The following is a 25,772-nucleotide window of genomic DNA, read 5'->3' as shown; positions in this document are numbered from 1 at the left end:
CGCGTGATCCTTTGGTAATCATATTCTGATTTGATTGCAAAAATTGGTAGATTGTTACCTTGTGGCCTGCAAGAAGAATTTGCGCCTGCAGAATCATCCTGCCGCAAAGCAGCGTGGAATTTACTTGCCCTTACCGCGCCCAGGCGAGACAGGGCGCTGAGGGCCAGGAATGAGGGCCGGGAATGATGGTCCAGAACGACAGGTCAGAACGGGCAGAGGGTCAAATGATCACAGTCACGACCGAGCGGTTTCGTCTCGCACAGGTTTTCACCATCAGCCGTGGCTCAAAGACCGAGGCGCAGGTTGTAACGGTTCGCATCACCCGTGGCGGTGTTACCGGCAGCGGCGAATGCGTGCCCTATGCGCGTTACGGGGAAAGTATCGACTCGGTCCTGGCGCAGATCCGGGCCCTGCCAGAGGCGATCACCCGCAAAGACCTGCAGGACGCGCTGCCGCCGGGGGCTGCGCGAAATGCCGTTGACTGCGCCCTGTGGGATCTTGAGGCGAAAGCCGCCAATACGCGCGCCTGGACGCTGGCCGGGCTGCCAGAGCCCGCCCCCGTCACCACCGCCTTCACCCTTTCACTGGCCGCGCCCGATCAGATGGAGGCGGCGGCGCGGGCCGCCCAGAACCGCCCGGTGCTGAAGATCAAACTCGGCACCCCCGATGACATGCCCCGACTTGAGGCGGTGCGCCGTGGTGCCCCCAACGCCCGGCTGATCATCGACGCCAATGAGGGCTGGACGGCGGATGTCTACCGCGATCTGGCGCCGCGTCTGGTCAATATGGGGGTGGTGCTGGTCGAGCAGCCCCTGCCCGCAGGCCAGGATCAGGCGCTGGCCGATATGGCCCGGCCGCTGCCGGTTTGCGCCGATGAAAGCTGCCATGACCGCGCCGGTCTGCACGAATTGCAGGGCCGCTATGACGTGATCAATATCAAGCTGGACAAGACCGGCGGCCTGACCGAGGCGCTGGCCCTGCGCGATGCGGCTGTAAAGCAGGGCTTTGGCATCATGGTGGGCTGTATGGTCGGCACCAGCCTTGGCATGGCCCCTGCGGTCATGCTGGCGCAGGGTGCGGCGCATGTTGATCTTGACGGGCCGCTCTTGCTGGCAGAAGACCGCCCTCATCCGCTGCACTATGATCTTTCGCAGCTTCATCCGCCGACACGCGCACTCTGGGGATAACAGCATGACCCGTACCGTCTATGTGAATGGCCAGTATCTGCCCGAAACCGAGGCCACGGTTTCCATTTTCGACCGCGGTTTTCTGATGGCGGATGGCGTTTATGAGGTAACTTCGGTTCTGAATGGCAAGCTGATCGACTTTGGCGGCCATGTCGCGCGGCTGCAGCGCTCGCTGGATGAGCTGGAGATGGACAATCCGCTCAGCGCGGATGAATGGCTGGCCGTGCATCGTGAGCTGGTCGCGCTGAACAATGTCACCGAGGGCATGGTCTATCTGCAGGTCACGCGCGGCAATCCGGGCGACCGGGATTTCGCCTGGGGCCCGGGCGTCGCACCGACCGTGGTGCTGTTCACCCAGGCCAAGGCGGGGCTTGCCGACAATCCGCAGGCGAAGATCGGGCTGCGGGTGATCTCTATCCCGGACATCCGCTGGGGGCGGCGCGACATCAAGACGGTGCAGCTTCTCTATCCGTCGATGGGCAAGATGATGGCCAAGAAAGCGGGCGTCGATGATGCCTGGTTCACCGAAGATGGCCATGTGACCGAGGGCACCTCGAACAACGCCTATATTGTGAAGGGCAATAAGATCATCACCCGCCCGCTGTCCTCGGATATCCTGCACGGGATCACCCGCGCGGCGGTGCTGCGTTTTGCCAAAGAGGCGCAGTTCGAGATCGAGGAACGCCTGTTCACCGTCGAAGAGGCGCAGGCAGCGGATGAGGCTTTCATCACCTCGGCCTCGGCCTTTGTGATGCCGGTGGTCGAACTGGACGGCGCTTCTATCGGCACCGGCAAGCCGGGCAAGGTGGCAGCGCGGATGCGTGAGATCTATCTTGATGAGATGAACAAAGCGGCGGTCTGAACCGCGCTGGGAGTAAACTCCTGAACGACAAAAGGGCCGCTCCGGTGTTGGAGCGGCCCTTTTTCAACTGGCTGTGCCTTAACTGGCTGTTCTGGCTGTCCCGTCAGATGCGGATAAGCGGGCTCTGATCGGAAACAGGGGCCGGGACGGGGGCCGGGGTGACGTGGCGCGTCACGAAGAAATCGTCGCTGTTGACGGCATCGGGGGCGATGTTTTCCAGGAAAACCTCGTCGATGCCGTTCACGGTTACGATGGTTCCGGTGCCCGAGGCGCGAAGGCTGACTTCGGGAAGTTCCGGGCCTTCCAGCACATGGATATGCAGCTCGTCCTGGGAGGGGCTGTAATCGGTGACGGTCATCACGCCTTCGCCAAGGCCGCGGTGATCCAGCTCAAAAATGTCCTGACCTTCGCCGCCGGTCAGCGTGTCGCCGCCATCGGCGGTCAGCCGGTCATTGCCATCGCCGCCGAACAGCAGGTCATTGCCGACATGGTCAGGGTCCAGATCGGTCGAGCGGATATAGTCATTGCCGACGCCGCCATAGAAGGTGTCGGATCCGCCCAGCGAGCGCAGCGCGTCATTGCCGGCATCGCCATAAAGCGTGTCATCGCCGGTGCCGGTATGCATGACGTCACGCCCGGCGCCGCCCCGCGCAAAGGTGTCGCCATCCGCATCGCGGCCGTTCAGCACATCATTGCCATCGCCGCCGTAGAAATGGTCATTGCCTTCGCCTGCGACGATCTGGCCGTAATCATCACCCGCGCCGCCATAGAGGGTGTCGTCGCCCTGATTGCCCTGCAAGGTGTCGTTGCCCTCGCCGCCGATCAGGGTGTCATTGCCCATATTGCCATAAAGCGCGTCTGCACCTTCGCCGCCATAAAGCAGGTCATCGCCGCCCCGGCCGATCAGCGCATCATTGCCGCCGCCGCCATAGATCGCATCGCTTTCGCCGGTGCCCTCAAGGCGGTCAACATCATCGGTGCCGCGGATCACATGGGGGTTATCGGGCGAATCGCCCTCATCATCCTTGTCATCATCATCAAGGGCGACGAAGACGCCTGCGACCAGTAAGACAGGAAGAAGAAACAGAAATTCCATCGCGGCAGCCCCCACCGACTGAATAATGCCAATATATTCAGCAGCGATGATCCTTGCGCGAATTGGAGTCAAGAAAATCAGCTAAAGGTTGATTAAATGTTGCTGCAATTACCCGAAATACTGGCCGCAATCCGGGATTGTTTCCGCGCCTTTGCTGGCCGCCTCAGGCCTTGCTCAGGCCTTGTCGGTGACGTTGCGGGCAAAGGCCTCGCGGAAGGCGGCCTGCTTGTCGGCCCCGGCCTCTGTCTGATTCGAGGCCACCCAGTCCGCATAGGGCATGCCATAGACGATCTCTCGGGCCTGGTCTTTCGACAGTTCGATGCCCTGGGCCCCTGCGGCCTCCTGATACCAGCGGCTCAGGCAGTTGCGGCAAAATCCGGCCAGGTTCATCAGGTCGATATTCTGCACATCGGGCCGCGCCTGCAGCAGATGGTGCATCAGGGCGCGAAAGGTTGCGGCCTCCAGCTCGGTCCGGGTCTGGTCGGGGAGGACGGGCAGGGCAGGGGTGTCAGACATGGCGGGCCTCAGGAAAGGGTGGCGTCAGGAGCGGGCGGTTTCAGGAGCGGGCGGATTCAAGGGCGGCCTCCAGGATCGGCGCAAGGCGCTTGGCCCAGGCCTGCTGGCTGGCGGCATCGGTGATCAGATCATTGCGCAGCTCTATCAATGTATTGTGCCGTCCCTGCGCAAGGGCATGGCGGTCGATGGAATCGCCGGGCAGATGGCCGGAATAGGGCTCATTGTCGCCGATGCAAAGATCGGCCTCACAGTTCAGCCCCGCCAGCAGCGGGCGCGACAGGCGGCTGTCGAGATGCGAATGCAGGACGCCGACATGCCAGGGCCGGGGCGGACGCCCGCGCAGACATGGGGTGAAGGAATGGATCGCCAGGATCGCAACATCCTGCCGCTGCGCTGCCAGCCGCGCCAGGGCCGCGTGATAGGGGCGGTAAAGCCGGTTCAGCCGTGCCTCGATCCCGGCGGCGTCAATCCGGCGGTTGGCCGGAATGACCGAGCCGTCATAAAGCCGCATCACCAGCGTCGGATCATCCTCGCCCCGGTTCGGGTCGATCACCAGCCGCGAGAAATCCGTGGAAATCACCGGGCTGTCCAGGTCTTGCGCCAGCGCCCGCGCCAGCCCAAGCGCGCCGGGGTCAAAGGCGATATGGCGGGCCATATCGGCGGGCGGCAGGCCCAGATCGCCGCCATTCACCCAGTCGGGCACCCGGTTCGTGGCGTGATCGCAGGTGACCAGCCAGCGGCCGGGGCGGCCCTCGCCTTCAATATGATATGCGTCCTGTGCTGTCTCTGCCGCCATTTTTGCCGCAGCCCCGCTGTAATCGCCTGTTCTTTCATCGGGGTATCCTATTCAGGCCCCCCGGCCAAGCATCCGCAATGCGAAAGACGGCATCGTTACAAATCGTTCTGTTGCGGGCGCTAACATTCTGCGCCATAACGCGGATGGCCCACATTGTAACACGAAATTCGAGACAGGAGGATGGCATGCGCCGTCACCGTAACGTCAAGGTTGTCGCAACGCTGGGGCCTGCTTCCAGCACCTATGACATGATCTGCCAGCTCTTCACCGCCGGGGCCGATGTGTTCCGCCTGAATATGAGCCATGGCACCCATGACGACATCCGCGAGCGTCATACCATCATCCGCCAGGTCGAAAGCGACCTTGGCCGCCCGATCGGCATCCTGGCTGACCTGCAGGGGCCAAAGCTGCGCGTCGGCGCCTTTGCCGCAGATGGAGGGCATGACCTGGCCGATGGCGCGAAATTCCGCCTTGATCTGGATAAGGCCCTGGGTGACGCGACCCGCGTGCAGCTGCCGCACCCTGAGATTTTCGCAGCCCTGGAACCTGGCGCCACGCTTTTGGTCAATGACGGCAAGATCCGGCTGAAAGTGCTGGAATGCGGCAAGGATTTTGCCGATTGCGTGGTTGAGATCGGCGGCGTTATCTCGAACCGCAAGGGCGTGAACGTGCCTGACGTGGTGCTGCCGCTGGCGGCTTTGTCGGACAAGGATCGCAAGGATCTGGAATTCGTCTGCGAGCTGGGCGTCGACTGGCTGGCGCTGTCCTTCGTGCAACGCGCCGAGGATGTGCATGAGGCCCGCGCTCTGGCCAAAGGCCGCGCCGCGATCCTGTCGAAGATCGAAAAGCCTGCCGCGGTGAAGGCCTATGAAGAGATCCTCGCGGTCTCGGATGGTATCATGGTTGCCCGTGGCGATCTGGGGGTTGAGCTGCCGGTCCATTCGGTGCCGCCGATCCAGAAACGTCTGGTGCGCAAGGCCCGCGCCGCCGCGAAGCCGGTGATCGTCGCCACCCAGATGCTGGAATCGATGATCGAAAACCCGATGCCGACCCGCGCCGAGGTCTCGGATGTCGCCACCGCGATCTATGAGGGCGCGGATGCGGTGATGCTGTCGGCCGAATCGGCTGCCGGCCGTTTCCCGGTTGAGGCGGTCACCACGATGGACAATGTCGCCCGCTCGGTCGAGGCTGACGCGACCTATATCTCGATCATCGACGCCAGCCGCGTGGTCAAGCGTGAGACGGTGGCCGATGGTATCGTCGCCGCCGCCCGTGAGATTGCCGAGGCGACTGACATCAAGGCGATCGCCTGCTTCACCCAATCCGGCCAGACGGTGGGCCTTGTGGCGCGTGAGCGTCCACATGTGCCGATTATCGCGCTGACTCCGCTGGTTGAAACCGCGCGCCGCCTTGCGCTGACCTGGGGCGTGCATTGCGCCCTGGTGCCCGAGCAAGAGCGGTTCAAGGGCGCGGTGCTTTCCGCGATCCGCGCGGCGCGCTCGGCTGGGTTCGCCGACGAAACCGATCAGATCGTGGTCACGGCGGGCGTGCCGTTCAATGTGCCCGGCTCGACCAATATCCTCAGGGTTGCGCCCTGCGATGAACGGTTGATTTCAAAGTCTGACCCCGGCTAACCTCTGCCTGTAGTGAGGTATTCGGTGGGGTTGGTATGGACGCGGATATTCTGCTGACGGCTGGTGTCGTCATAGGCGTTCTGACCATTCCGGCGATGCTCGCGGCCTGGGTCGATGGCCGGGCCGGCCGAATCGGAACATTGATGGTGGTGATCGCCACAGCCCTGGTGATCACCGCATTCACGCAAAAGCCGGGCGGGTATGAAGTGTCAGAGATTCCGGGCGTCATGGGCGCGGTGATCTGGCGTTATCTGCCCTGAATCTGCCCCGAACGCCGGGGCGCCGCCCGATTAGGCCTTGCCGCTGTGGCCTGAACCCCCTATAGGAACGGCTTCTATAAGAACCGCGAGATCGGCGAAGGTGGCATGCCGCATCACGCGCGAAAGCACTGGAGTGTAAAATGCCCAAAATGAAGACGAAATCCGCTGCGAAAAAGCGGTTCTCCTTCACCGCCTCGGGGCGTGTGAAGGCCGGTGTGGCCGGTAAGCGCCACGGCATGATCAAACGTTCGACGACCTTCATCCGTCAGGCGACCGGGACCATGATCCTGGACGATTCGGATGCGAAGATCGTCAAAAAATACATGCCCTATAACCGGTAAGGAGAGAGACATATGTCCCGCGTTACATCCGGTAAAGTGACCCACGCCCGTCACCGCAAGGTGATCAAGGCTGCCAAGGGCTACTACGCCGCCCGCTCGACCAATTTCCGCACCGCAACGCAAGCCGTTGACAAGGCGCAGCAATACGCGACCCGCGACCGTAAGGTCCGCAAGCGGCAGTTCCGCGCCCTCTGGATCCAGCGGATCAATGCTGCGGTCCGTCTGTTCGACCCGGCCTTCACCTATTCGCGCCTGATCGACGGTCTGGCCAAAGCCGGGATCGAAGTGGACCGCAAAGTCCTCGCAGATCTCGCCGTGCATGAGCCGGAGGCGTTCAACGCGATCGCTGACAAGGCCCGCGCTGCTCTGGCTGCCTGAGGCATTCGCCCGGATTAAAGAAAAGCCCCGCCAATGGCGGGGTTTTTCAGTTCTGCAGGTGCGTTTTGTCCCGCGCAGGATCTGCCGGGGTGCCCCGGCGTAATCCCCTTATCCGCTTTTCGGCGGCCCGGCTGGGCAGATACCGGGGCTATTCTTTGGTCATAGCGGCGGCCAGCGCCGCTTTCTCAGCCTCGATCACCTCTGGCGTCAGATCAGGGCTGCTGTGGTGTTTGGCGAAAAACACCTCGCGCTGCAAAAGCGCATAGATTGCGCCCAGATCAGGGGTGCCATTGGCCATAGGCAGCGTGTCGGGGATGAAGAAATTCTCGGTCAGGCAATTCACATCAACGCAATTCGCGCCGGTGATGCGGGCGATCTGATCGATGAACCCATCGGCGGCATCGCTCATCCTGCGGCGGATCATCGCGATATTCGCCGAAGGCCGGGCGGAAAAGGCGATCATGTGAAAGGCAGAGCCCTCAACCCCGAGAATGTAATCCGCCGCCCGGTAGCTGGCGATCTGCTCTGCCAGACCATGCTCTTGCGGATGAAAGATGTCATAGCCCTCTTCCCGGGCCGCGTCTTCGATCAGCCGCTCAAACAGCAGATGCCCCGGCGTGCCGGTCATCTTTGTGCGTGAGACATAAAGCTTCTTTGCCCCTTTGGGTTGGATCCCGGGCGCGAAACGCCTGTTGATGAAGGCGCGGAATTCGGGGCTGCCCGGGGCCATCATCCCGGCTCCACATCCCTGGGGGGGCACGATCAGACGCTCAAACCGGGTCTTTTCGGTGAAAGCCCGGCGAGGGGGCAATTCGCCAACCAGATCAAACAGCGGGGCCGAGGATTGCAGCTGCAGACTGGCCCGCTTTGCCGGCACGATCTTTGGCGGCAGAAAGGCAATCCCGGCAATCGGCCCCTGGCAATACTCCAGCGCCCAGAGACGGCTGAGCGTTTCAACCAGAAAATGCCCGAACCGCCTGTCGTGTTTGCCGCCAAAGAGCCAGGTTCCGGCCAGTTCCGCGGCATCATCGCCCCGTATGCCGGGTTGCGGCCGATTTACCTGCCGGGTCTCAGAGATAAAACACAGCGAGTTTTCGACAAAACTCAGGTCACTGCGATAAACTCCGCCGAGATGAACTTTGCCCCGCCTGGGGGTCGGATCATTATAGGGCACCAGCAAAGCATTGGGGACAATCTCAATTCGTGCGGAAAGCGCTTCGTCCGGTGAAAACGGCCTGGTCATTCGGAATGATCCGTAAAACATAAGAAAATCATGGGAAACATGCTGGGAAAGCGCCCGGAAGGCAAGCGCCCGGAAGGCAGGCACCCGGAAGGCAGGGGCGGGGCAGGGCCGCCGCCCGATGTCATCGCCGGGCAGCCGTGGCGGCCCCAGGGACTGATCTTGCATCCCAGAGGTCTTCCGGCTAGTCCCTGCAGGGCAATTCAGCTGTTTCTTACCCCGGGGGCTCCGATGGATCTGACCGAAATCCGTGGCAAATATATCGGAGCCGTGGCCGGTGCCGCTGACGAGGCCGCGCTGGAAGAGGTGCGTCTCGCCGCGCTTGGCAAAAAGGGCGAGATTTCCGCCATGATGGCGACGCTCGGCAAGATGGACCCTGAAGAGCGCAAGGCCGCAGGCGCCCATCTCAATGAGCTGAAAACCGAGATCGACACCGCCCTTCGCGCCCGCAAAACCGCGCTGGCCGATGCCGCGCTGGACGAGCGGCTGAAATCCGAATGGCTTGACGTGACGCTGCCGGGCCGCCCGCGCCGTCAGGGCACGATCCATCCGATTTCCCAGGTAATGGACGAGCTGACCGCGATCTTCGCCGATATGGGCTTTTCCGTCGCCGAGGGCCCGCAGGTCGAGGATGACTGGCACAATTTCGACGCGCTGAACATTCCGCCCGAACATCCCGCCCGCCAGGAACATGACACCTTCTTCATGCACCGCGCCGAGGGGGACAACCGCCCGCCGCATGTGCTGCGCACCCATACCAGCCCCGTGCAGATCCGCGCGGCGCTGGATCAGGGCGCACCGATCCGGGTGATCGCGCCGGGCCGCGTTTACCGCATGGATATGGACCAGACCCATACGCCGATGTTCCACCAGGTCGAGGGGATGGCGATTGACCGCAATATCTCGATGGCCAATCTGAAATGGGTGCTGGAAGAGTTCTGCCGCGCCTTCTTTGAGGTCGATAAGGTCGAGCTGCGGTTCCGTGCCAGCCACTTCCCCTTCACCGAGCCTTCGGCCGAGGTCGATATCCGCTACTCCAATGTCGGCGGCCAGCTGCGCATCGGCGAGGGCGACAAATGGATGGAGATCCTCGGCTCTGGCATGATGCACCCCAAGGTGCTGGCGGCTGGCGGGATTGATCCCGACAAATGGCAGGGCTTTGCCTTCGGCATGGGGATCGACCGGATTGCGATGCTGAAATACGGCATCCCCGACCTGCGGGCCTTCTTTGAAAGCGACCTGCGCTGGCTGAAACACTACGGATTTGGCGCGCTGGATCTGCCGAACCTGCCCGGCGGGCTAAGCCGATAAGCGGTGGCAAAGGGGGCGTTTCCGCCCCCTTTTCTTTTGGCGGCTACTGCGTGCCCCGGTATCTGGCCGCCGCAAGGCCCACCCAATGTCCGCTGGCAAAGCAGCCGGTCAAAAGATAGCCGCCGGTCGGGGCCTCCCAGTCCAGCATCTCGCCGCACAGATAGGTGCCGGGCATGGCCTTCAGTTCCAGCTCGTCCGTCAGCGCCGCCCGCATCACCCCGCCCGCGACCGAGATCGCCTCATCCAGCGGGCGCAGGCCGCTATAGGGCACGTTCAGCGCCTTAGGGGCGGCCAGCGGATCGGCGCGGCCCCATTCCATCACCAGCGCCACCGCTGCAGGCGAAAGGCCCAGCTTGCGCAGGCGGTTCACCACCGTCTCAGAGCTGCGCATCCGGGCCAGCCGCTGCGTCACCTCTGGCGCGCTCAGCCCCGGCAGCAGGTCGATCTGCAGGAGGGCGCCTCTCCGCAGCGCAGGGGCCAGCGGATAGATGCCGCCGCCCTCTAACCCTTTGGCGGATATGACGATCTCGCCCCGGCTTTGCAGATCTGCCGCCGTCAGCGTGATCCCTTTCAGCGGCTGGCCGAAATGCTTTTCCATATGCCGCGACCAGGTCAGGGTGACGCCCATATTCGCAGGTTGCCAGGGCGCGATCTGCACCCTTTCGGCCTGCAGCCACGGCACCCAGGCCCCGTCAGAGCCAAGCCGCTGCCAGCTGGCCCCGCCAAGCGCCAGCACGCAAACCGCAGGCTGCATCTGCTGCGGGCCATCCGGCGTATCAAAGCGGAAAACGCCGCCGCCCAGGCCGCTCAGCCGCCAGCGGGTGCGGATCTCAACCCCCAGCTCCGCCAGCCGCAGCAGCCATGCCCGCACCAAAGGCGAGCCCTTCATGGCCACCGGAAACACCCGCCCCGAAGAACCGGTGAAAACCTCCTGGCCCAGATCACGGCTGAACTGCATCACCTCGGTCGGGCCAAAGGCCGCCAGCATCGGGGCCAGCCAGTCGGGTGGGCTGTATTGCGCCTGAAAGCGGGCAAGGGGCTCGTCTTTGGTCAGGTTCAGCCCCGATTTTCCTGCCATCAGGAATTTGCGGGCGGGGCTGGGTTTTGCCTCACATATCAGGACTTTGCGCCCGGCGCGGGCCAGCTGTTCCGCGGCCATCAGCCCGGCGGGGCCGGCCCCGATCACCAGCGCGTCCGGTCGGCTCACTTTGTCGCCGCTCACCTGGTCATCGCCTTGATCGCAGCGACATGGCCCGCCCTGGCCCCAAGCGCATGTTCGGCCAGTTCCAGCGCGGTTTCAACCAGGGTGCCGGGGGTGGTGATGCGGTCGATCAGCCCCCAGGTCAGCGCCTCTTCGGCATTGATGCGGGCGCCCGCCATCAGGATCATTCTGGCCCGGGACGGCCCGATCAGCGCCGACAGCCGCCCCGGATCCGAGGGCTGCGGCAAGTGCCCCAGCCGCATCACCGGATAGAAGAAATTCGCGCTGGGCGGGGCGATCCTGATGTCGCAGGCCAGCGCGATCCCAAAGGCGCCGCCCGCCAGCGTGCCGTTCAGCGCAGCGATTGTCAGGCCGGGAAAATCTGCGATCGCGCTCGAGGCCCGCTCCCACACCGGGTCCTGGCCCAGGCCATTGGCGACCGCATCCAGATCGGCCCCGGCGGAAAAAACCCGCCCCTCGCCGGTCAGAACCAGCACCTGAATGCCGCTGGCGGCCGCTGTTTCCGCCGCCGTTGCAATCGCGGCAAGCATTTCAGCGGTCAGGGCATTGGCTTTGTCGGCCCGCGCAAGACGGATGATGCGCAACGCACCCTGATCCTCAGTGACAATCATACTGTCGCTCCTGTTTTGCGGTGGCCTGGTTTGCATTTGCTCATGCGGCGTTCAGGAAATCTCAATCGAATCAGGTGCCCTATATGTCAACCGTGGCCAGAGAGGCGGGCCGTGGCCAATATGATGTTTCGCAGCATTTCGCACGAAAGGCCCTGCTATGCAGCTTTTGCTATGCTTTCTTTCGATCCTGGCAAGACAGGGGCGTCAAGGCGGTGGCGTCAGGACGGGGGCGTCAAAACGGGAGCGTCAAAACGGCGTGCAAGATTGGGGTGCACCCGGCCCCCGCCCCGAACCGCAGGCTCTGGCCATTTGGCACAGCTAAAGCCGCAGTATAGGGTATTTCTTACCTGACACCTCTTTGAGAACGGCGAAGAGTTCAGTTAAGCTGCCAGTCGCGGCGTCTGGAAATACTGGCCCGGCCAGTGTCGCGGGTCTCAAATCGGGTTGGTGTGCTATCGTTCAGGCGAAATCATATGTCCAGCTCGCTCCGTTCCACCGTTTTCGCAGGTTCTGTGGCTCTTGCGTCGGTGCTGTCACCGATTACCGGCCATGCCCAGGGCGTGATGGCACAGGACTTATGGGCGGCCTGGCAGGATGGTGTCGCGGTTGCGGGGGGCACCCTTTCTGCCACCGAAACGCGCGAGGGGAATCAGCTGGTTCTCTCGGATCTGCGGCTTGATATGGGCGGCGAAGCCGGGGTGCTGCAGCTGGAGAAAGTGCGGCTGATCAACCAGGCTGATGGGTCGGTCGGCGTGATCCTGCCCGACAGCTTCCCGCTGATGTTTGAGGCCCCGCCCAGGGCAGGCGCGGCTGATAACGCCCTGCCTGAGGTGGTGTTTTTCCGCGTTGATGCACCAGAGCTGACGCTGATCGTGCGGGGCCTGGGCGAGAAGGCTGAGTTTCAGGCGGCCTCGCCGGATATCACGCTGACGCTTGACCGTATTGTGCCGCCCTTGCCCAAAACCGAGGGTGAGCTTGCAATATCCGCCACCCTGGGCGGTTTCGATCTGCGCTATGTGCAGGATTTAGGCGCCGAATCCCCGATGCTGGATGCCGCTTTGTCATTTGCGACGCTGAATGGCGTGGTGCAGCTGACAGGCGCCCCCGATGGGCAGGGTGAGGTCTCGCTGAATATCGGCCCGTCAAAACTGGCGGCATCGGGCGCGATTCCGCTGACCTCTCCGGCGGTGCAGGCGTTGCAGGATGGGTCGGCCGGGGGCGTCGTCGGCCTTGGCGATATCGCGGCGGTTCTGGATGCAGGGCTGCGCATGACGGCAAGCGCCAGCTTTGACGGGGCGACGGTGGCTGCGCGGATCGAGGATGCAGATGGCGAAGAGGCCAGGGTCAGCTTTGCGGTGGCACAGGCCGGGGCACATGCGGGCCTCGATGCGGCGGCCACAGGTCTTGGCTTTCAGCTTGCCGGCATTTCCCTGAAGACCACTGGTGATTTCAGCCAGCTGGAGGGCGTTGCCATCGATCATGATGGCAGCATGGAAATGAGCGTCGATGAATATCGGTTCTCGCTGAACCTTGGGCTGAATGGCTGGCGTGGCCCGCAGGATTGGTCGGTGGCCTATATCCTGCGCAATATCGTGCTGCCCGATGAGGTCTGGGAGGCTGATGAGGAACTGCGCGATCTGCCGCGTGACCCGCTGACCATGGCCATTGATCTGGCCGGAAAATACGGGTTGCGGCCCGAGGCGCTTGCCAAAGGCTATGAGCCAAGCGCGACAGAGCTGCCTTTTGATAACTTCAGCTTCAAAATCAATGAGCTGGCCCTAGCAGGCTTTGGGGCCGATGCAAAGGGGCAGGGTGGTCTGAGCTTTGACTTTACAGATCTTGCGCGGTTCCAGGGCGTGCCCGCGCCCTCGGGTAAGCTCAGCTTCCAGGCCAATGGGATCTATGCGCTGATCGACCTGATGCACAAAAGGGGCGACATCGAGGATGCGGATCTGACCGGGGTTCGGGCGATGCTGATGGCGGTTGCGAAGGCGGGGACAACCCCCGACAGCCTGATCTCGGAAATCGAATTCCGGGACAAAAGCGTGTATCTGAACGGGATCAAGGTTTACTGAGGGGTTTACTGAGGGCCCGGCCGCGCCCTTATTCCCGGGGCCATCGCCCTGCGCCATGGCTTGCACTGGGGCGGTCTGACGACTACCTCTGTTCCGCCCTACCGGAGGATTGTCGATGTCTGCACCCCAGCTTGCCGAACTGGCCCAGGATCTGTTGCGTGCCGCGCTGAAGGCGGGGGCGGATCAGGCGGATGCGCTGGCGGTGCGTGGCACTGCGCTGTCGGTTGATATCCGTCAGGGGCAGCTGGAACAGGCCGAACGCGCCGAGGGCACCGATATTGGCCTGCGCGTGCTGATCGGCCAGCGCCAGGCCTGTGTTTCGGCCTCGGACACCTCGCGCCTGACGATTGAGGCCCTGGCCGAGCGGGCGGTCGCCATGGCGCGTGAGGCCCCCGAGGATCCCTCGATCGGTCTGGCGACGCCTGATCAGCTGTCCGCCAGCCGCGATGCTGCGGGGCTGGAGCTGGCAGATCCCGGTGCAGATCCGGATGCCGCCGCGCTTGAGGCGGCGGCCCGGCGGCTTGAGGCTTCGGCGCTGTCGGTTTCCGGCATCACCCAGGCCGAGGCCTCGGCGACATTTTCGCGCCGCGAGCTCGCCCTGGCGCAATCAAATGGCTTTATCGGCGGGTATGGCCGCACCGGGTCCAGCCGCAGCATCGTGTCCTTTTGCGGCGCGGGCACCGCGATGGAGCGTGATTATGCAGGCGAATCCCGTGTATTCGCGGCCGATCTTCCCGATGATGAAGGTATCGGCCGGCTGGCATCCGAGCGGGCATTGTCGCGGCTTGGCGCGGTCAAACCACCGACCGGCACCTATCCGGTGCTTTATGATGAGCGCATCGCTGCATCGCTGATCGGGCACCTGCTGGGCGCGATCAATGGTGAGGCGGTGGCGCGCGGGGCCTCCTGGGCGCGTGATCTGCTGGGCAAAGCGGTGCTGCCCCAGGGCCTGTCGCTGACCGAGGATCCTTTGCGCATCCGCGCCTCGTCCTCGCGCCCCTTTGACGCCGAGGGGCTGGCGGTGCGGGCGAAAAACTTCGTCGAGGACGGGGTGCTGACCACCTGGGTTCTCGATCTGGCCACGGCGCGGCGGCTGAAGATGACGCCGACCGCCAATGCGATGCGCGGCCCCTCGGCGCCGCCCTCTCCCGGCACCACCAATCTGCAGCTGACGCCGGGCGCGGCCAGCCGTGACGATCTGATCGCGCAGATGGGCACCGGGCTGCTGGTTACCTCGCTGATCGGCTCGACCATCAATCCGACCACCGGGGATTATTCGCGCGGCGCCTCGGGCTGGTGGGTCGAGAATGGCCAGCTTTCGCATCCGGTGCATGAATGCACCATCGCGGGCAATCTGCGTGACATGCTGGGGCGGATCGTGCAGGCCAATGATGCAAGGCCGCATCTGGCGATCCGGGTGCCCTCGATCCTGATCGACGGAATGACCATTGCCGGGGCCTGATCGCGCCCCGGTCGGCGCTGCTGCGGCAGATGCCGAAGACCTGGCCCTGCTGGAACGGGCGGCCCGCGCTGCCGGGCCGATTGCGCTTCTATATTGGCGGCGCGCGCCTGAGGCCTGGGAAAAGCCCGGCGATGCAGGCCCGGTGTCCGAGGCTGATCTGGCGGTTGACCGGGCGCTGCGCGAGACGCTGATGGCGGCCCGGCCCGGCTATGGCTGGCTGTCCGAGGAAACCCCGGATGATCTGGCGCGGCTTTCGCATGAGGATGTCTTCATCGTCGATCCGATTGACGGCACCCGCGCCTATCTGGCCGGAGAGAAAGAGTTCGCGCTGTCGCTGGCGGTGGTGCGGCGTGGCCGGGTGGTGGCGGGGGTGGTGCATCTGCCCGCCCGAGATCTGACCTATACCGCCGCCCTTGGCGGGCCTGCTCTGTGCAACGGGCTGCCGATTTCCGCCAGCAGCCGTGCCTCGCTGTCCGGGGCCAGCCTGATGACCAATCGCGCCAATCTTGATCCGGCGCAATGGCCGGGCGGCCTGCCCGATGTGAAACGGGTGTTCCGCTCTTCGCTGGCCTATCGTCTGTGCCTTGCGGCAGAAGGCCGGGCCGACGCGATGCTAAGCCTGCGGCCAACCTGGGAATGGGACGCGGCGGCGGGCAGTCTGATTGCGGCTGCGGCCGGATGTGTGATCAGCGACCGCCACGGCGCGGCCCTGGTATTCAACCGCCAGGATGCCCGGGCTGACGGTATTGTCGCGGCCCCGCCGGCGCTGCATGCAGAGTTGATGGCGCGGCTTCATCCCTGATCAAAGGCTGATCCCGAGGCATGGCGCAACATGGCGCAGCCGGGTGCAAAGTGCCGGGATCGCCAGCGGATGCGCCAGATAATCGGCCAGCGCCATCATCTGCCAGCCCTGGCCTTCATCGCCAAAGCGGATCTGCGCGATCTCAGCCTCGGTGATCCACCCCGCGAAGAATACCGCCGGAAGCGCGCTCATGGCGGGCCCGGGGTTCATGGCCGGAAAGACAAAGCGGTGCTCCAGCCGCGCGGGCGACAGGCTGAGGCCAAATTCCTCATGCAATTCGCGCAAAAGGCAGGCTTCGGCTGTCTCGTCGCCCTCACGTCCGCCGCCGGGCAGATCCCAGTGGCCGGGCCAGGGCAGGCCTGGATGCACGTCACGCTGCAATGTCAAAAGCCGCGCCCCGCTGCCGTCAGACAGAAAGAGCGCGGCTTTTGCGCCGGTAAAGGCAGAGATCGGGGCGCGGCCCGTCTCTCCGCCAGTTTTTTCGGGCGGATTCGCCGTCACGGATTGTCGTTGATGTCGCGGTCCCAGATCTTGACCTGGCCCTCGCGGGTGCCCAGCAGTTTGCGGATCACCAGCCAGGAGATCAGCGACAGAACGGCAAAGACCGCCAGCATCAGCGGCAGGCCAGAAAGGATGCCCAGACCCGTCAGCGCCCCGGTCAGCACAGCGCCCACCGCAAAGCCGACAAAGATATAGCCGGGCACCAGGACCTCAACCACACCCAGCACCAGGCCAAGGACGACCCAGCTCCACCAGACAGTCCAGATCTGATCCATCACTTCCCTTTCAGCATGTTGAATGCGTTGCCGAATGCCTCCAGCGCCTGGGCGGGCACCAGGATCGTTTGCTTGCCATTGCCTTTGGCCACCGATTCCAGCGCCGCGACCTGTTTCAGCGCCACCTGATATTGCGCGGCGGCCAGGCCATTATCGGCAATCGCGGCTGAGATGACGGCGGTTGCAAAGGCCTCTGCCTCGGCGGTGACGCGCTTGGCTTTGGCCTGTTGCTCTGCCTGATACAGCTCTGCATCGGCCTGCAGTTCGACGGCGCGCTTTTTGCCCTCGGCCTCGGTGACCTGGGCGCGGCGTGCGCGTTCGGCGTTCAGCTGCTGCAGCATGGCCGAGCGGGTCGCGTCATCCAGGTTCACGTCCAGGATCTCGGCGCGGGTCACTTCGACGCCCCAGTCATCGACCATGGCCGCGACCTGCTCTTTGACGCGCTCGATCAGCGAAGAGCGGTTCGACTGCACCTGATCCAGTTCCAGCTTGCCGATTTCCGAACGCACGATCCCGGCGACGGTGGTGGCGATGGCGCCGTCGATGTCGCGGATGCGGTAGACGGTCTTTTCCGGCTCGGTCACGCGGTAAAAGACCGAGGTCTCAACCTTGACCAGCACGTTGTCGGCGGTGATGGCGTCCTGGCTGGCCGAGGGCAGCTGACGTTCCAGCACCGAGACGCGATGGGCAACGCGGTCCAGGAAGGGCACGACAAAGTTGATGCCCGGCCCCAGCACCGATTTCAGGCGGCCAAAGCGCTCAACGACATGCTTTTCCGATTGCGGCACGATGCGCACGCCGAGGAAGATGCAGATGATGATAAAAACGGCAATCGCCACCAGGACGGCGTTACTGCCTGAGATTTGTGACAGATCCATAAAGTTCACTCCTGGAAAAGAGCCCATCGCGGGCAATGCGCGCATTGTGGTTATTCAATGTGTCGACATCAAGGTAAGTTATTCCGTCATTCTGGCGCAGTGACGGCATCAGGGCGCGGGCCGCTCTTTCCCCGGGCGGGCTGGCAGGGTAGAATTGCGCCATTCCGGGCCTGGTCCCGGGCCCATTGCAGACCGGCAATGCCGGAGGGGATGATCATGGCGCAGCGACTTCACCTGGTTTTCGGCGGCGAGCTGGTTTCACCGGATTCGACGCAGTTCCGCGACGCGGAAAACATCCATATTGTCGGAATGTTCCCCGATTATGAAAGCGCCTATCGCGCCTGGAAGGCCGAGGCGCAGCGCACCGTTGATGATGCGCATACCCGTTATTTTATCGCCCATATCCACCGGCTGCGCGATGAAGAGCTGGCGGCTTCGGCCACGGCAGAGCTGGGCTGAACGCCTTGGCTGCGGCGCCTTCGAGGGGCTGGTGGCCCGCCGCAAATCGCCGCAGCCGCAGCCAGAACCAGCGTCAGGCGCGGCCGCAGGGCGGGCTGGTCTGGCTGCATGTGACGGGGCCTGCCTCGCTTTCGGGGATGAATGAGCTGGCGCAGCGCCTGCTGGCCGAAGATGGCGCATCCGTTCTGATGACGGGTGTCCTGACGGCTGGCGGGCCTGGCGTGGTGCTGCCGCGCGGCGTGCTGCAAGACGAGACCCCGGATGAAAACAGTCAGGCGGTGCGCGAATTTCTTGACCATTGGCGCCCGGATGCCGTGGTGATGTCCGAGGGCGAGATCCGCCCCGCCCTGCTGCATGAATGCGGCGAGCGGCAGCTGCTGTTGGTCATGGCGGATGCGGGGGATCCCTGGTTCCTGCGCGGCCATGAAAGCTGGATCCCGGGGGCGATGCGGCGGGCGATTTCGGCCTTTTCGATGGTGTTTGCGATTGATGCTGCGGCCGGAAGGGCCTGGCGCAAGGCGGGCCTGCCCGCCGCCCGCGTCGAGGCCACGGGCCGGATGGAGGAAAGCTCGCTCGCGCTGCCCTGCCTCGAGGCAGAGCGCGAGTATCTCGCAAAGCTGATGGTGACGCGCCCGGTCTGGTTCGGGGCGCGGATCCCGCGCTCTGAGGAAAAGGCTGTGCTGGCGGCGCATCAGCACGGGCTGCAACTGGCGCATCGCCTGCTGTTGATCATCCTGCCCGAAGATCCGGCGCGAGCGGTGTCTCTGGCCGAAGATCTTGCCGCTGAGGGCTGGGATATTGCCTCGCGGGCCAGTGAGGAAGAACCCGAGGCCGAGACCAGTATTTTCGTCGTCAACGACCCGGCAGAGCTGGGGCTGTGGTATCGGCTGGCCCCGGTCAGCTATCTGGGCGGAGGGCTGTCGGGCATCGGGCTTTTGACCAGCCCGCTGGAGCCTGCGGCGCTTGGCTCGGCGATTTTGCATGGGCCGCGCCCGGGCGGCTTTGCGCCGCAGATCGGCCGTCTAGGTGCGGCAAGGGCGGCGCGGGCGGTGGCCTCGGTCCGGGATCTGAGCGAGGCGCTTGGCGATTTGCTGGCGCCCGATCGCACGGCGCGGCTGGCGCAGGCGGCCTGGGGGGTGGTCTCTGATGGGGCTGAGGTAACCGAGGGCATTCTGGCCACGCTGCGCCGCGCCCCGGGCCTTGCCCGCACGGAAAGGCGCGGCTGATGCGGGCACCTGATTTCTGGAACAACCCGCCCGCACAGCCCGGGCTGAAGGCACGCCTTTTGCAACCCCTGGGGGCGCTATATGCGGCGGCGACGGCAAGGCGGGTGCGGCAGACGGGGGGATACCGCGCCCCGGTGCCAGTGATCTGCGTGGGCAATCTGAACGCAGGCGGCGTTGGCAAAACGCCAACCGTGATGGCGCTGATCGCGCATCTGGGCGCAAGAGGGCACCAGGTGCAGGTGGTCACGCGCGGCTATGGTGGAACGGCGCCCGGCCCGCTGCGTGTCGACGAGATGCGGCATCGCGCCGATGAAGTGGGCGACGAGCCGCTGCTGCTTGCCCCCTTCGCGCCCGTCTGGGTGGCGAAGGATCGCGCGGCGGGGGTGCGGGCTGCAGCCGAGGCCGGTGCCAGCGTGATTTTGCTAGATGACGGTCATCAGAACCCGGGCGTGGTCAAAGACCTGTCGCTGGTGGTGGTTGATGCCGCGCAGGGATTTGGCAACGGTCTTTGCCTGCCTGCCGGCCCCCTGCGCGAGCCGGTCGCGGCGGGTCTGGCACGGGCAGATGCAATCCTCTCGATCGGCGATGTGGCCGCGCAGGCGAAATTTCAGGCGAACTGGTCGGATGCAGTTGCAGGGCTGCCTGCGCTGCAGGGCAGACTGGTGCCATTGCAAATGGGAATGGACTGGCATGGTCAGCGCGTGCTGGCTTTTGCGGGCATAGGAAACCCGGAAAAATTTTTCGCCACATTGCGGGCAGAAGGGGCCGAACTGGTGCGCAGCGAAGCGCTGGATGATCACCAGACACTTTCACCCGCTTTGATTGCGCGTCTTGAGGCTGAGGCTGCGTTGCTGAACGCGCAATTGGTCACAACAGAAAAAGACGCAGCCCGGTTGCCCTCGGCCTTCAGAACAAAGGTTCTGACATTGGTGGTGCGGCTTGAAATTTCTGACTGGGCACCCTTTGACAGGCTGCTGGACAGGCTGGGTCTGTGATCCGAAATCTTTAAAGATTTCGGACAAATTCCTTTGAAGGAATTTTCCCGTTTCCTTGTAAGGAAACGGAGTCAGGCCCGGTTTGCAGCCGTTGCCACACCCAGAACCTGCAGCACCTTTGCCTCGATCTGCGCGGCATCCATACCTGCAATCCGATACATCGCTTCTGGGCTGGCCTGGTCGATGAAGATATCCGGCAGCACCATCGAGCGGAACTTCAGCCCGCGATCAAATACCGCCGCATCCGACAAAAGCTGCGCCACATGGCTGCCAAAACCACCCGTGGCACCTTCCTCAACGGTAATCAGTGCCTCATGTTCACGGGCCAGGCGCAAGATCAGCTCATGATCCAGCGGCTTGGCAAAACGGGCATCGACGACTGTCGGGGCAAGGCCGCGCGCCGCCAGGTTTTCAGCCGCCTTCAGCACTTCGCAGAGCCGGGTTCCAAAGGACAAAAGCGCCACGCTATTGCCCTCACGCAGCACTCTGCCGCGCCCGATTTCCAGGACCTCACCGCGCAGTGGCATCTCAACGCCCATGCCCTCGCCGCGCGGATAGCGGAAGGCGATGGGGCTTTCGTCGAAAGCGGCAGCGGTTGCCACCATATGGCGCAGTTCGGCCTCATCGGCGGCGGCCATCACCACCATGCCCGGCAGATTGGCCATGAACGCCACGTCGAAAGATCCGGCATGGGTCGCACCATCGGCCCCCACAAGGCCCGCGCGGTCTATCGCAAAGCGGACCGGCAGGCGCTGGATCGCCACATCATGCACCACCTGGTCATAGCCGCGCTGCAGGAAGGTCGAATAGATCGCGCAGAAGGGCTTCATTCCCCCTGCGGCGAGACCCGCCGCAAAGGTCACGGCATGTTGCTCGGCGATGCCGACATCGAACAGGCGGCGCGGAAAGCGGGCGCCAAAGAGATCAAGCCCGGTGCCATCAGGCATCGCGGCCGTTACGCCTACGATTTTCTCGTCGCGCTCGGCCTCCTGGATCAGGCTTTCGGCGAAAACCTTTGTGTAGGAGGGCGCGTTTGAGGGTGCTTTCTTCTGCTCGCCCGTCACCAGATCGAACTTTGCCCGCGCGTGGCCGCGATCCGGAGAATTCTCGGCTGGGCCGTAGCCCTTGCCCTTTTTCGTCAGCACATGCAGCAAAACCGGGCCATGCGCCCGCGCCTTCAGCGTCCGCAGCACCGGCAGCAGCTGGTCCAGGTCATGACCATCAATCGGCCCGACATAGGTGAAGCCAAGCGCCTCGAACAGGGTGCCGCCGACGGCCATCCCCTTCAGCATTTCCTTGGCGCGTTTCGCTCCCTCTTGCAGGGGGCCTGGCAGCAGCGAGACAAAGCCCTTCGCCACCTCTTTCAGGTCCTGCATCGGGGCTTCGGCGTAAAGCTTGCTGAGATAGGCCGACAGCGCGCCGACCGGGGGCGCAATCGACATTTCATTGTCATTAAGCACCACGAAGAGCCGCTTTTTCAGCGCGCCCGCATTGTTCATCGCCTCAAAGGCCATGCCCGCCGACATAGAGCCGTCGCCGATCACCGCGATCGCATCGCCCGCGTCACCACCCAGATCGGCGGCCATCGCAAAGCCAAGCGCCGCCGAAATCGAGGTAGAGCTATGCGCCGCCCCGAAGGGATCATAGGGGCTTTCTGAGCGTTTGGTGAAGCCGGAAAGCCCGCCCTCCATCCGAAGGGTGCGGATCCGGTCGCGTCGCCCGGTCAGGATCTTATGCGGATAGCATTGATGCCCGACGTCCCAGATCAGCTTGTCCTTTGGTGTATCAAAGACCGCATGCAGCGCCACCGTCAGCTCGACCACGCCAAGCCCTGCGCCCAGATGCCCGCCTGTCACCGAGACCGCTGCCACCGTCTCAGCGCGCACCTCATCGGCCAGCTGACGCAGCTCATGGTCGGTCAGCGCTTTCATGTCTGACGGGAAGTGCACCCGGTCCAGAACAGGGCTGGCGGAATTGCTGTCCGGTGGGATGGCGACCATGAAAAACGCTCCTGCGAGGGGCCCTGGGCTGATGGGCTCAGGCCTGTCTCGATATAGTGAAACGGGCGGCAGCGACAAGGTTTTCTGCCGCCGCGCCATAGGGAGTAAGGGCGGCCTCGGCGCTGGAAATCAGCTCTTTTGCGCGGGTTTGCGCGCCTTCCAGCCCCAAAAGCGAGACGAAAGTCGCCTTGCCGCGCCCGGCATCCTTGCCCGTGCGCTTGCCGGTGGTGTCGGCATCACCCGTTACATCAAGAATGTCGTCATGGATCTGGAATGCCAGCCCAAGCGCCTGGGCATAGGCCAGAAGCGGGGCCGGATCGGCCCCCGCCAGATGCGGGCCGATGGTTGCTGCATGGCAGATCAGCGCCCCGGTCTTGCCCGCCTGCAGCCGGGTGATACCCGCCAGATCCAGCGGCTGCGGCGCGGTCTCCGCTGCTATATCAAGCGCCTGACCCAGAACCATTCCCTCGGCCCCAGAGGCTTTTGCCAGGCTGGCGACCAGGGCTATGCGCCGATCGGCCGCGCCAAGCGCCGGGTCTGCAAGCAGTTCAAACGCCAGCGTCTGCAGCGCGTCGCCCGCAAGGATCGCCGTCGCCTCATCCCATTTCACATGGATGGTCGGCTGGCCGCGGCGCAGATCGTCATCATCCATCGCAGGCAGATCGTCATGGATCAGGCTATAGGCATGCAGCGCCTCGACCGAGGCTGCGGCAGGCAGCGCCGCGGCGGTCGGGATCCCGTGCAGGCGCGCCGATTCCAGCGCCAGATAGCCGCGCAGACCCTTGCCGCCGCGCATCGCATAGCGCATCGCCTGCACGACAGGCAGCTCGGCCCGGCGGTCCAGGGTGGCGGCGATGAAGGCCTCAACCCCGGATGCGGCGGCCTTCAGCTGGTCGGGGAAACTCACAGCCCTTCGGCCGGAGCGGTGCCAACGGCCTTGCCCTCCTGGGCGCGGATCAACTCGACCCGAGCTTCGGCATCGGCCAGTTTCCGGGCGCAGTGCTTCTTCAGCTCGGCCCCGTGTTCATAAAGGCTGATCGACTGTTCCAGCGCCACTTCGCCGCGTTCCAGCTGGCTGACCACCTGTTCCAGTGCGGCCATTGCCTCTTCAAAACTCATTTCCGCAACGGGTTTCTGGCTCATCGGGCTTATCCTGCTCAGCTCGGTCATATGGGGGCGGACCCTATCGGTCGGCGCGGGCAGATTATAGCCCCCTTCAGGGCCGGATACGACCCCCGGCCCGCCAATCTGCGCAAGTTCTGCACAAGTGCGCGTGAGCCAGCGCACATCGCCCGGCCCTTTGGGGATCAGCTAGGAGCCTTAGTCGGGCGCCAGCATATAGCCTTCGCCGCGCACCGTTTGCAGGTAGCGGGGCGCTTTGGGGTCATCCTCGATCTTGCGGCGCAGCCGGGTGATCTGCACATCGACGGCGCGTTCCTGCGCCTCTTCCTCGCGGCCCAGATCCAGCACCAGCCGCTCACGCGAGATCGCCTCGCCCGCGCTGGCCGCAAACAGCCGCATCAGCGCCGCCTCGGTCGAGGTCAGCCGCACCAGTTCCGGCCCGCGCCACAGCTCGCCCCGGTCCATATCATAGCGCACCGCGCCCATATGCAGCACCTTTGGCGGCTGATCGGCCTCGCTGATCTGAGGCACCCGGCGCATGATCGCGGCAACGCGCAAAAGCAGCTCTTTGGGCTCGAAAGGTTTGGCGAGATAGTCGTCGGCGCCTGCCTCAAGCCCTTCGATCCGGTTGGCCGTTTCACCACGGGCGGTCAAAAGCAGGATCGGCACCTGGCTGCGCCGCCGCAGATCGCGGGTCAGGGTGATCCCGTCTTCATCGGGCATCATCACATCCAGGATGAGCATGTCGAATTCCAGCCCCGCCAGCAGCCGCCGCGCCTGGGCCGCATCACGCGCAACCGTCACCATATAGCCGCTGCGCACGAGAAATTTCTGCAAAAGCGTGCGGATACGCTCGTCATCATCGACGACCAGAAGATGGATGTCCGGCTGCGCGATCGCCTGAGTTGCCGCCTGCTGTTCTGCTGCCGTCATGCACCACCTCTTATGTGGCGCCGTTCAGCCGCCATCTCTCATGCGGTTGTAATAGTCCCGCAGGCCCGGGTCCATCATTGCTTCAAGCACCTGGCGAAAGCCTTGCACCGCCGCAGGCCCCGCCGCCCGATAAGCCGCCCGCATCCGCGCCCGCTGCGCGTCGGACAGCTGCTTTTCCATCGCCTCGCCGCTGGGGGTCAGGAAAAGATGCCGCTCGCGCCCGTCACGCCGCCCTTTTTCGCTGCGCACATGGCCGTCGTCGATCAGGCTGCGCAAGACGCGGTTCAGGCTTTGCTTGGTGACGCCCAGGATCCCCAGCAGATTGGACACCGTTGTTCCGGGCGAGCGCTGGATGAAATGCAGCGCCCGGTGATGGGCGCGGCCGTAATCCATGGTCTCAAGGATGCGGTCGGGGTCGGCGGTAAAGCCACGATAGGCGAAGAACATCGCCTCGATGCCTTTGCGCAGCTGCTCATCGGTCAGGAAAAGCAGGTTCTCACCGCCCCCGGCACCGCCCGCGCCACTGTTCAAAAGCCCCGCCTGGCCTGCGCCAGAGCCTGGAGTCTGCGACATATCCGGCCTCCTGTCGTTTTATGGAATTTACGTCAGCATTGTTGACTTTCCAAGTGCAAAAGCATAGCGATTCGCCAAATATGCGCAACTTTACGAAATAGATTCGCATTGATGCGCAATTATTGGAAAAATGAGGCTGAAAATGACCAGGTTTGACGATCGGGACGGGTTCATCTGGATGGATGGGGCGCTGGTCCCCTGGCGTGACGCGAATGTGCATATCCTCAGCCATGCGCTGCATTACGGCTCTTCGGTGTTTGAGGGCGAGCGGGCCTATAATGGCCGCATCTTCAAAGGGGTCGAGCATTCTGCGCGTCTGATCCGCTCGGCCCAGCTTCTGGATATGGCGCTGCCCTTTAGCGTGGCGGAAATCGAGGCCGCGAAATACGCTGTTCTGGCGGCCAATGGCTGGAGCGATGCCTATCTGCGTGCCGTGGCCTTTCGCGGCGCGGGCGAGGAAATGGGCGTCTCGTCGCAGTCAAACCCGATCCGTCTGGCGGTGGCGGGCTGGGAATGGGGGGCCTATTACGGCGCTGCACAGGATCAGGGGGCGCGCCTTGATATCGCCAGCTGGAAGCGCCCCTCGCCTGAAACCATTCCCACCGCCGCCAAGGCTGCCGGGCTTTACATGATCTGCACCATGTCCAAACAGGCGGCCCAGGCGAAGGGCTACAGCGATGCGCTTTTGCTGGACTGGCGCGGCCATATCGCCGAGGCCAGTTCCGCGAATGTCTTCTTCGTCAAAGGGGATGAGGTGCATACGCCGCTGCCCGATGCGATCCTGAACGGGATCACCCGCCAGACGGTGATTGAGATGCTGCAGGCCGAAGGGATCCGGGTTCATGAGCGCCATATCGACCCCGCCGAGATGGAGGGGTTTGAGCAGTGCTTCCTGACCGGAACGGCGGCAGAGATCACGCCGGTTTCCGAAATCGGGCCCTATCGCTTTGAGATCGGGGCGCTGACGCGCAGGGTCGTGGCCGGCTATGCCAGGCTGGTTCGCGCCTGACGGCCTTG

28 protein-coding genes are annotated in these 25,772 nt (G+C 63.8%); 14 read left to right on the top strand and 14 right to left on the bottom strand.

All coding sequences use genetic code 11. The features are described from left to right. Positions 1–224: 224 nt before the first annotated feature. Both dgcA and HOY34_RS03375 read left to right on the top strand, forming a co-directional pair. On the top strand, positions 225–1,187 hold the full coding sequence (dgcA, locus tag HOY34_RS03380) for an N-acetyl-D-Glu racemase DgcA (protein WP_172359910.1): 963 nt from the start codon (positions 225–227) through the stop codon (positions 1,185–1,187). 4 nt (positions 1,188–1,191) lie between these two features. Further along, complete coding sequence (locus HOY34_RS03375; RefSeq protein WP_172359909.1) at positions 1,192–2,049, top strand: D-amino-acid transaminase; 858 nt, start codon at positions 1,192–1,194, stop codon at positions 2,047–2,049. 103 nt (positions 2,050–2,152) lie between these two features. Here the strand turns inward: HOY34_RS03375 and HOY34_RS22275 are convergent, their stop codons facing one another. From HOY34_RS22275 to HOY34_RS03360, 3 genes are all read right to left on the bottom strand, one after another. Continuing rightward, a complete protein-coding gene (locus HOY34_RS22275; RefSeq protein WP_172359908.1) occupies positions 2,153–3,145 on the bottom strand; it encodes a calcium-binding protein in 993 nt (330 codons plus the stop codon). A 174-nt stretch (positions 3,146–3,319) separates the two neighbouring features. Further along, positions 3,320–3,661: a DUF1244 domain-containing protein gene (locus tag HOY34_RS03365; protein ID WP_172359907.1), complete on the bottom strand. Its 342-nt coding sequence runs from the start codon at positions 3,659–3,661 to the stop codon at positions 3,320–3,322. Positions 3,662–3,701: 40 nt separating this feature from the next. Then, positions 3,702–4,457 (bottom strand): N-formylglutamate amidohydrolase, encoded by a 756-nt coding sequence (locus HOY34_RS03360; RefSeq protein WP_172359906.1) that lies wholly within the window; start codon positions 4,455–4,457, stop codon positions 3,702–3,704. Positions 4,458–4,642: 185 nt separating this feature from the next. On the opposite strand from HOY34_RS03360, the gene pyk reads away from it, so the two are divergent. From pyk to rplT, 4 genes are all read left to right on the top strand, one after another. Further along, the gene (gene pyk, locus HOY34_RS03355) at positions 4,643–6,091 is read left to right on the top strand and encodes a pyruvate kinase (RefSeq protein WP_172359905.1); all 1,449 of its coding nucleotides are present in this window, start codon (positions 4,643–4,645) and stop codon (positions 6,089–6,091) included. Between the two features lie 35 nt (positions 6,092–6,126). After that, positions 6,127–6,351 (top strand): hypothetical protein, encoded by a 225-nt coding sequence (locus HOY34_RS03350; protein WP_172359904.1) that lies wholly within the window; start codon positions 6,127–6,129, stop codon positions 6,349–6,351. Between the two features lie 140 nt (positions 6,352–6,491). Beyond that, positions 6,492–6,692, top strand: a complete 201-nt coding sequence (gene rpmI / locus HOY34_RS03345; RefSeq protein ID WP_092899823.1) for a 50S ribosomal protein L35 — start codon at positions 6,492–6,494, stop codon at positions 6,690–6,692. Positions 6,693–6,704: 12 nt separating this feature from the next. Beyond that, positions 6,705–7,070 carry a 50S ribosomal protein L20 gene (gene rplT, locus HOY34_RS03340; protein WP_172359903.1) on the top strand — a complete coding sequence of 122 codons (366 nt, stop codon included), beginning with the start codon at positions 6,705–6,707 and terminating at the stop codon, positions 7,068–7,070. A gap of 148 nt (positions 7,071–7,218) precedes the next feature. Here rplT and HOY34_RS03335 read toward each other — a convergent pair whose 3' ends face one another. Further along, positions 7,219–8,313 (bottom strand): glycosyltransferase family 61 protein, encoded by a 1,095-nt coding sequence (locus HOY34_RS03335; protein ID WP_172359902.1) that lies wholly within the window; start codon positions 8,311–8,313, stop codon positions 7,219–7,221. 228 nt (positions 8,314–8,541) lie between these two features. Here HOY34_RS03335 and pheS point away from each other — a divergent pair, with 228 nt between their 5' ends. Beyond that, positions 8,542–9,621 carry a phenylalanine--tRNA ligase subunit alpha gene (gene pheS, locus HOY34_RS03330; RefSeq protein WP_436644943.1) on the top strand — a complete coding sequence of 360 codons (1,080 nt, stop codon included), beginning with the start codon at positions 8,542–8,544 and terminating at the stop codon, positions 9,619–9,621. A gap of 43 nt (positions 9,622–9,664) precedes the next feature. Here pheS and HOY34_RS03325 read toward each other — a convergent pair whose 3' ends face one another. Together HOY34_RS03325 and HOY34_RS03320 are read right to left on the bottom strand one after the other, a co-directional pair. Further along, positions 9,665–10,843: a TIGR03862 family flavoprotein gene (locus HOY34_RS03325; RefSeq protein ID WP_366926902.1), complete on the bottom strand. Its 1,179-nt coding sequence runs from the start codon at positions 10,841–10,843 to the stop codon at positions 9,665–9,667. Beyond that, positions 10,840–11,454: an enoyl-CoA hydratase/isomerase family protein gene (locus HOY34_RS03320; protein WP_172359901.1), complete on the bottom strand. Its 615-nt coding sequence runs from the start codon at positions 11,452–11,454 to the stop codon at positions 10,840–10,842. Before HOY34_RS03320 ends, HOY34_RS03325 begins: the two co-directional genes overlap by 4 nt. Positions 11,455–11,927: 473 nt before the next feature. On the opposite strand from HOY34_RS03320, the gene HOY34_RS03315 reads away from it, so the two are divergent. The 3 genes from HOY34_RS03315 to HOY34_RS03305 all read left to right on the top strand — a co-directional run bounded on the left by HOY34_RS03315 (position 11,928) and on the right by HOY34_RS03305 (position 15,793). After that, positions 11,928–13,529, top strand: a complete 1,602-nt coding sequence (locus HOY34_RS03315; protein WP_172359900.1) for a DUF2125 domain-containing protein — start codon at positions 11,928–11,930, stop codon at positions 13,527–13,529. A gap of 115 nt (positions 13,530–13,644) precedes the next feature. Beyond that, positions 13,645–14,991 carry a TldD/PmbA family protein gene (locus HOY34_RS03310; RefSeq protein WP_172359899.1) on the top strand — a complete coding sequence of 449 codons (1,347 nt, stop codon included), beginning with the start codon at positions 13,645–13,647 and terminating at the stop codon, positions 14,989–14,991. Beyond that, positions 14,978–15,793: a 3'(2'),5'-bisphosphate nucleotidase CysQ gene (locus HOY34_RS03305; protein ID WP_172359898.1), complete on the top strand. Its 816-nt coding sequence runs from the start codon at positions 14,978–14,980 to the stop codon at positions 15,791–15,793. Before HOY34_RS03310 ends, HOY34_RS03305 begins: the two co-directional genes overlap by 14 nt. On the opposite strand, the gene HOY34_RS03300 is transcribed toward HOY34_RS03305, so the two are convergent. The 3 genes from HOY34_RS03300 to HOY34_RS03290 are packed head-to-tail and all read right to left on the bottom strand — an operon-like array spanning position 15,794 to position 17,447. Further along, complete coding sequence (locus tag HOY34_RS03300; RefSeq protein ID WP_366926901.1) at positions 15,794–16,294, bottom strand: NUDIX hydrolase; 501 nt, start codon at positions 16,292–16,294, stop codon at positions 15,794–15,796. Continuing rightward, positions 16,291–16,569 (bottom strand): NfeD family protein, encoded by a 279-nt coding sequence (locus HOY34_RS03295; RefSeq protein ID WP_172359897.1) that lies wholly within the window; start codon positions 16,567–16,569, stop codon positions 16,291–16,293. The genes HOY34_RS03300 and HOY34_RS03295 overlap by 4 nt, the downstream gene beginning before the upstream one ends. Continuing rightward, positions 16,569–17,447: an SPFH domain-containing protein gene (locus tag HOY34_RS03290; protein WP_172359896.1), complete on the bottom strand. Its 879-nt coding sequence runs from the start codon at positions 17,445–17,447 to the stop codon at positions 16,569–16,571. The genes HOY34_RS03295 and HOY34_RS03290 overlap by 1 nt, the downstream gene beginning before the upstream one ends. A gap of 216 nt (positions 17,448–17,663) precedes the next feature. On the opposite strand from HOY34_RS03290, the gene HOY34_RS03285 reads away from it, so the two are divergent. From HOY34_RS03285 to lpxK, 3 genes are read left to right on the top strand one after another with little or no spacing between them, the layout of a single operon-like run. Beyond that, complete coding sequence (locus HOY34_RS03285) at positions 17,664–17,906, top strand: DUF4170 domain-containing protein (RefSeq protein ID WP_172359895.1); 243 nt, start codon at positions 17,664–17,666, stop codon at positions 17,904–17,906. Between the two features lie 5 nt (positions 17,907–17,911). Next, positions 17,912–19,132 carry a 3-deoxy-D-manno-octulosonic acid transferase gene (locus HOY34_RS03280; RefSeq protein WP_172359894.1) on the top strand — a complete coding sequence of 407 codons (1,221 nt, stop codon included), beginning with the start codon at positions 17,912–17,914 and terminating at the stop codon, positions 19,130–19,132. Beyond that, positions 19,132–20,127 (top strand): tetraacyldisaccharide 4'-kinase, encoded by a 996-nt coding sequence (gene lpxK, locus HOY34_RS03275; protein WP_172359893.1) that lies wholly within the window; start codon positions 19,132–19,134, stop codon positions 20,125–20,127. The genes HOY34_RS03280 and lpxK overlap by 1 nt, the downstream gene beginning before the upstream one ends. Positions 20,128–20,198: 71 nt before the next feature. Here the strand turns inward: lpxK and dxs are convergent, their stop codons facing one another. The 5 genes from dxs to HOY34_RS03250 form a co-directional block, all read right to left on the bottom strand. After that, a complete protein-coding gene (dxs, locus tag HOY34_RS03270; protein WP_172359892.1) occupies positions 20,199–22,127 on the bottom strand; it encodes a 1-deoxy-D-xylulose-5-phosphate synthase in 1,929 nt (642 codons plus the stop codon). Between the two features lie 37 nt (positions 22,128–22,164). Further along, positions 22,165–23,034 carry a polyprenyl synthetase family protein gene (locus tag HOY34_RS03265; protein ID WP_436644942.1) on the bottom strand — a complete coding sequence of 290 codons (870 nt, stop codon included), beginning with the start codon at positions 23,032–23,034 and terminating at the stop codon, positions 22,165–22,167. Beyond that, positions 23,031–23,270 (bottom strand): exodeoxyribonuclease VII small subunit, encoded by a 240-nt coding sequence (locus HOY34_RS03260; protein WP_172359891.1) that lies wholly within the window; start codon positions 23,268–23,270, stop codon positions 23,031–23,033. The genes HOY34_RS03265 and HOY34_RS03260 overlap by 4 nt, the downstream gene beginning before the upstream one ends. 177 nt (positions 23,271–23,447) lie before the next feature. Further along, on the bottom strand, positions 23,448–24,182 hold the full coding sequence (locus tag HOY34_RS03255) for a response regulator (RefSeq protein ID WP_216654619.1): 735 nt from the start codon (positions 24,180–24,182) through the stop codon (positions 23,448–23,450). Between the two features lie 24 nt (positions 24,183–24,206). Then, entirely contained in the window at positions 24,207–24,713 is a 507-nt protein-coding gene (locus HOY34_RS03250; RefSeq protein WP_253944185.1) for a MarR family winged helix-turn-helix transcriptional regulator, read from the bottom strand. Positions 24,714–24,897: 184 nt separating this feature from the next. On the opposite strand from HOY34_RS03250, the gene HOY34_RS03245 reads away from it, so the two are divergent. After that, the gene (locus HOY34_RS03245) at positions 24,898–25,764 is read left to right on the top strand and encodes a branched-chain amino acid aminotransferase (RefSeq protein ID WP_172359889.1); all 867 of its coding nucleotides are present in this window, start codon (positions 24,898–24,900) and stop codon (positions 25,762–25,764) included. Positions 25,765–25,772: the final 8 nt, after the last annotated feature.

It is taken from the genome of Pseudogemmobacter hezensis (assembly GCF_013155295.1).
GTDB classification, from domain to species: domain Bacteria; phylum Pseudomonadota; class Alphaproteobacteria; order Rhodobacterales; family Rhodobacteraceae; genus Pseudogemmobacter; species Pseudogemmobacter hezensis.
This window is presented reverse-complemented; position numbering and strand designations above follow the sequence as displayed.